At 50.9% G+C, this 4,394-nt stretch carries 4 protein-coding genes; 1 reads left to right on the forward strand and 3 read right to left on the reverse strand.

Annotation, left to right across the window (positions count from 1 at the left end):
- Positions 1-99 precede the first annotated feature (99 nt).
- The gene (cysK, locus tag Q3886_RS08680; RefSeq protein WP_301860995.1) at positions 100-1,038 is read left to right on the forward strand and encodes a cysteine synthase A; all 939 of its coding nucleotides are present in this window, start codon (positions 100-102) and stop codon (positions 1,036-1,038) included.
- Positions 1,039-1,158: 120 nt separating this feature from the next.
- Here cysK and Q3886_RS08685 read toward each other — a convergent pair whose 3' ends face one another.
- Genes Q3886_RS08685 through Q3886_RS08695 form a run of 3 tightly spaced genes read right to left on the reverse strand, consistent with a single transcriptional unit; the run spans position 1,159 to position 4,269 of the window.
- Positions 1,159-1,533, reverse strand: a complete 375-nt coding sequence (locus Q3886_RS08685; protein WP_301860996.1) for a DUF1667 domain-containing protein — start codon at positions 1,531-1,533, stop codon at positions 1,159-1,161.
- Position 1,534: 1 nt separating this feature from the next.
- Positions 1,535-2,803, reverse strand: a complete 1,269-nt coding sequence (locus Q3886_RS08690) for an NAD(P)/FAD-dependent oxidoreductase (RefSeq protein WP_301860997.1) — start codon at positions 2,801-2,803, stop codon at positions 1,535-1,537.
- Positions 2,803-4,269 carry an NAD(P)/FAD-dependent oxidoreductase gene (locus tag Q3886_RS08695; protein WP_301860998.1) on the reverse strand — a complete coding sequence of 489 codons (1,467 nt, stop codon included), beginning with the start codon at positions 4,267-4,269 and terminating at the stop codon, positions 2,803-2,805. Before Q3886_RS08695 ends, Q3886_RS08690 begins: the two co-directional genes overlap by 1 nt.
- Between the last annotated feature and the right edge of the window lie 125 nt (positions 4,270-4,394).

Raw genomic sequence — 4,394 nt, forward strand, 5'->3', positions numbered from 1 at the left:
ATAAGCAGTAGGTAAAGCAGTTTCTTCGGCAAGTACATACTTGTGGACTTCATCAAAAAATTCAAGATACGCAAAAGTAATCAAAGGAGCGATGTTATTATGAGTAAAATTTACACATCTATGTTGGATTTAATTGGCAATACCCCATTATTATCGCCAGTTCGTTTTAATGCCGCTACAGGCGTTAAAGCAAACCTGCTCGTAAAATTAGATGCCTTCAACCCGGCTGGATCGGCAAAAGACCGAATTGCCAAAGCCATGATTGAAGATGCTGAAAAGAAAGGCATCCTGAAAAAAGGCTCTGTTATTATTGAACCGACAAGCGGCAACACAGGCATTGGCCTGGCTGCTGTAGCTGCTGCCAAGGGCTATCGTGCCATCTTCACCATGCCGGAAACCATGTCCATTGAACGTCGCAACCTCATTGCCGCATATGGTGCCGAAATCGTCCTGACAGAAGGCAAAAAGGGCATGCAGGGCGCTGTAGACAAAGCCAACGAATTGGCTAAAGAAATTCCGGGCGCATTTATTCCCGGCCAGTTCACCAACCCGGTTAACCCGGAAATTCATCGTCTGACAACAGGCCCGGAAATTTACAACGACACAGACGGAGCTGTTGATATTTTCCTGGCTGGTGTCGGCACAGGCGGTACGCTCAGCGGTGTTGGCGAATACTTGAAAGCAAAGAAACCGTCTGTAAAAATTATCGCTATCGAACCTGCCGATTCTCCGCTCCTTTCGCAGGGTCATGCAGGCCCGCATAAACTGCAGGGCATTGGCGCCAACTTCATCCCCGATACGCTGGATCAGAAGATTTACGACGAAGTCTTCACTGTCACGACCGATCAGGCCTATGAAACGGCTCAGAACTTCTCCAAAGAAGAAGGCCTGCTCATCGGTATTTCCGGCGGCGCTGCCTTGTACGCAGCTGTTCAGGTAGCAAACCGTCCGGAAAATGCCGGCAAGACCGTTGTTGCCTTCCTGCCGGATAATGGCGACCGTTACCTGACAACACCGGGCTTCATTAAACAGCAGTAACAGACTGGCACAGACAGTACAATATAATCACTAATCCAGAGAACCTCCCCGACTGATGTCGGGGAGGTTCTCTGTATATAAACAGGAGCATACGCCCTGTCTGGCTATTTACTTGAAATCTTATTGAAGGACATCCATATCGCGGCTGGCAACGATATCTACACCTAAACCCAGAATATTGGCGGCAATGACATCGCCGGCCTTTACCGGAGCTTCTACGGAAATGTGGCGCAGTGCTTCTGCACAGTCCATGATCCGACCTTTAGGCAGTGTTGTTTGGGACACAACAGGAAGCAGAGGAAGTTCTCCGCCAGTAATACGAACTGTCGACGTAAGCATGCGCTGCGGATTTGTCAGTTCCTGACGGGCATATACTTCTCCGCGGGGACACGTATTTCCCGTTACGCTCGTAACGGCACCATCGGTCAGCGTAACGGTCAGCAAACAGCCCATGGGGCACATAATACAGTTCAGTTGCTTTGTTTCTACGCTCATGTTATGCTTCCTCCTTTACGGAAACAGTCCAGTCTTCATGATGGCCCTTGGCCTTGTCTGCCGGCACGTTAACGGCAATCATTTCACTCGGCTTGGCTACAGGAAGAACTTTGGTCAATAATACATCTTCCCCGCTGCGTACAGTAAGACGTACTTTTTTCATCGGTTTGCGGACCCGCATGAACAGACGGATTGTTTCTCCTTCTGCATCAGCGCGAATATGCTGCGGAACGCAGGTACGGACTTCATCGATAGCTTCTACCTTGACATCTGCTACGGCAGGAGCCAATTGTTCCTGTGCTTTCAATGCCGCATATTTCCCGGCAATTTCCGCTTCTTCTGATACGAAGTCGACCAGGTCATGAACGTGGACGACGTTGCCGGCAGCAAAAATCCCGGGCATGCTCGTTTCCCGATGCTGATCGACAATTGGGCCGTTGGTCAGCGGATGCATGGCCAGTCCCAGGCCGCGGGACAATTCATTTTCCGGAATCAGGCCCACTGACAGGAGCAGCGTATCGCAGTCAATATCAAATTCCGTGCCGGCAATAGGCTGCATATGATCGTCTACTTTGGCCGCCGTAATTCCCGTTACGCGGTCCTTGCCATGGATGGCCGTAATGGTATGAGATAAATACAGAGGAATGTCGTAGTCATACAGGCACTGTACCATATTCCGGGTCAGGCCATTGGAGAAGGGGCAGATTTCCAGGACAGCCTGGACTTTGCAGCCTTCCAGTGACATACGGCGGGCCATAATAAGGCCAATATCGCCGCTGCCGAGGATGACAATTTTTTTGCCTGGCAAATAGCCTTCCATATTGACCATCCGCTGTGCTGCACCGGCTGTAAAGACGCCGGCCGGACGGTATCCGGGAATCCGGATGGCACCGCGGGTCCGTTCACGGCAGCCCATCGTAAGAATAATCGTTTTGCCCTGTACTTTCATCAGGCCATGGGCCGGGCTGACAGCTGTAACAGTCTTATTAGCAGTAATATTCAAGACCATCGTATCGACGAGAATTTCGACTTCCGGTTTATCTTTTACCAGGTCATAACATTTCTGCGCATATCCCGGACCGGTCAGTTCTTCCTTGAAGTGATGGAGGCCAAAGCCATTATGAATGCACTGCTGCAAAATGCCGCCGGCTTCGCGATCCCGTTCGAGAACGAGGATTTTTTTTGCACCCTTTTCCCAGGCGCTGTATGCTGCCGACAAACCGGCCGGACCGCCGCCGACAATAATGATATCATAAAGTTGTTCACTCATTATGCCTTACCTCCGCTCCGTGTCTCTTTATTATAAAACATGTAGGATTCCCGCATTTCCTTACGAACTTCTGTAACGGGAATCTGCAGTTCCCGCGCTAAAATCTGCGTAACCCGAGGGCCGCAGAATCCGCCCTGGCAGCGTCCCATGCCGGCACGAGTACGGCGCTTTACGCCGTCTACAGTACGGGCCCCGACGGGACGGTGAATAGCATCGACAATTTCGCCTTCCGTAATGGTTTCACACCGACAGATAACACGGCCATACCGGGCATCTTTGGCAATGAGCGCTTTCTGATCGGCATCGGCGAGCATGCGGAAGCAGGGCTGTGCCGGACGGCCTTTTTTATAATTTGCTTTCCGTGCAGCCTTCAGGGCAGCGGCAATCGGTTCAACCAGATACTTGGCAATAGCCGGTGCTGATGTAAGGCCAGGCGACTGAATGCCGGCAGCCTGTACGAGCCCCTTAACCACGGCTGAAGGACCGAGGATAAAATCACCAGTGCTGGAAACGGCACGGACGCCGGCAAATTCCGTAATGGCAGCGCCGACCGGAATAGTCGGTACCAGTTTACGGGCTTTTTCCAGAATTTCATTCATGCCCGGAATCGTCACGGCTGTATTATCTTTTTCCGTATCATCCATATCCTGCGCATTAGGGCCTACGAAAACATTGCCATGTGTCGTAGCACATACGAGGATGCCTTTGCCCATCTTCGTCGGCGTCGGGAAAATAGGCGAGTATACCAGATCCTTCTGCGCCGTCTTGTCAAAGAGAATGTATTCGCCTTTGCGAGGATGGATGGCAAAGGAATCATCACCGGCCAACCGGCTGATTTCATCGGCATGTACGCCGGCTGCATTGATAACAAAGGACGTTTCAATAGTACCTTGTTCCGTTTCTACTGCTTTTACGGCACCCTGTTCGGTAACGATGCCTGTAACCTTACAGTCCCGCAGTACTTCGGCACCATTGATGACAGCATTTTCCGCAAAAGCCAGGGCCAGGCCAAAGGGCCAGCAAATGCCGGCAGTAGGAGCCCACAGCGCCCCTTTGATATCTTTGCTCACATTCGGTTCTTCTGCGCGGACTTCATCGCCTGTAACGATTTTCAGGCCTGGCACACCGTTTGCCTGTCCCCGCTGGAGCAGATCCTGAAGCACATCCATTTCTTCATCCGTCACAGCAGCAACATAAGAGCCAGACCAGCGAATATCCAGATCCAGTTCGTCTTTCAGCTCATGATACATGGCGTTTCCTTCCACATTCATGCGGGCCTTCATGCTGCCTGTGGGCGCATCGAATCCGGCGTGAAGAATGGCGCTGTTCGCCTTGGTCGTACCGGCAGCCAATTCCGGTTCCTGTTCTACCAGAACAGCCTGGAGATCGTATTTCGCCAGTTCGTGCAAAATGGCTGTACCAGTAATCCCGCCGCCAATGACGACGACATCTGCTTGTTTTGTCATGTCCACAACCTCTTTCTTTATTCACTACCAACCCTAACACAGTTTTACGTGTCCATTATATAATCGCGTGAAATTATTTGCAATATCATATTTACATTTTTTCACTCCTTTCACCTATATAAAAT

It is taken from the genome of uncultured Megasphaera sp., assembly GCF_958350005.1.
Taxonomy (GTDB): domain Bacteria; phylum Bacillota; class Negativicutes; order Veillonellales; family Megasphaeraceae; genus Megasphaera.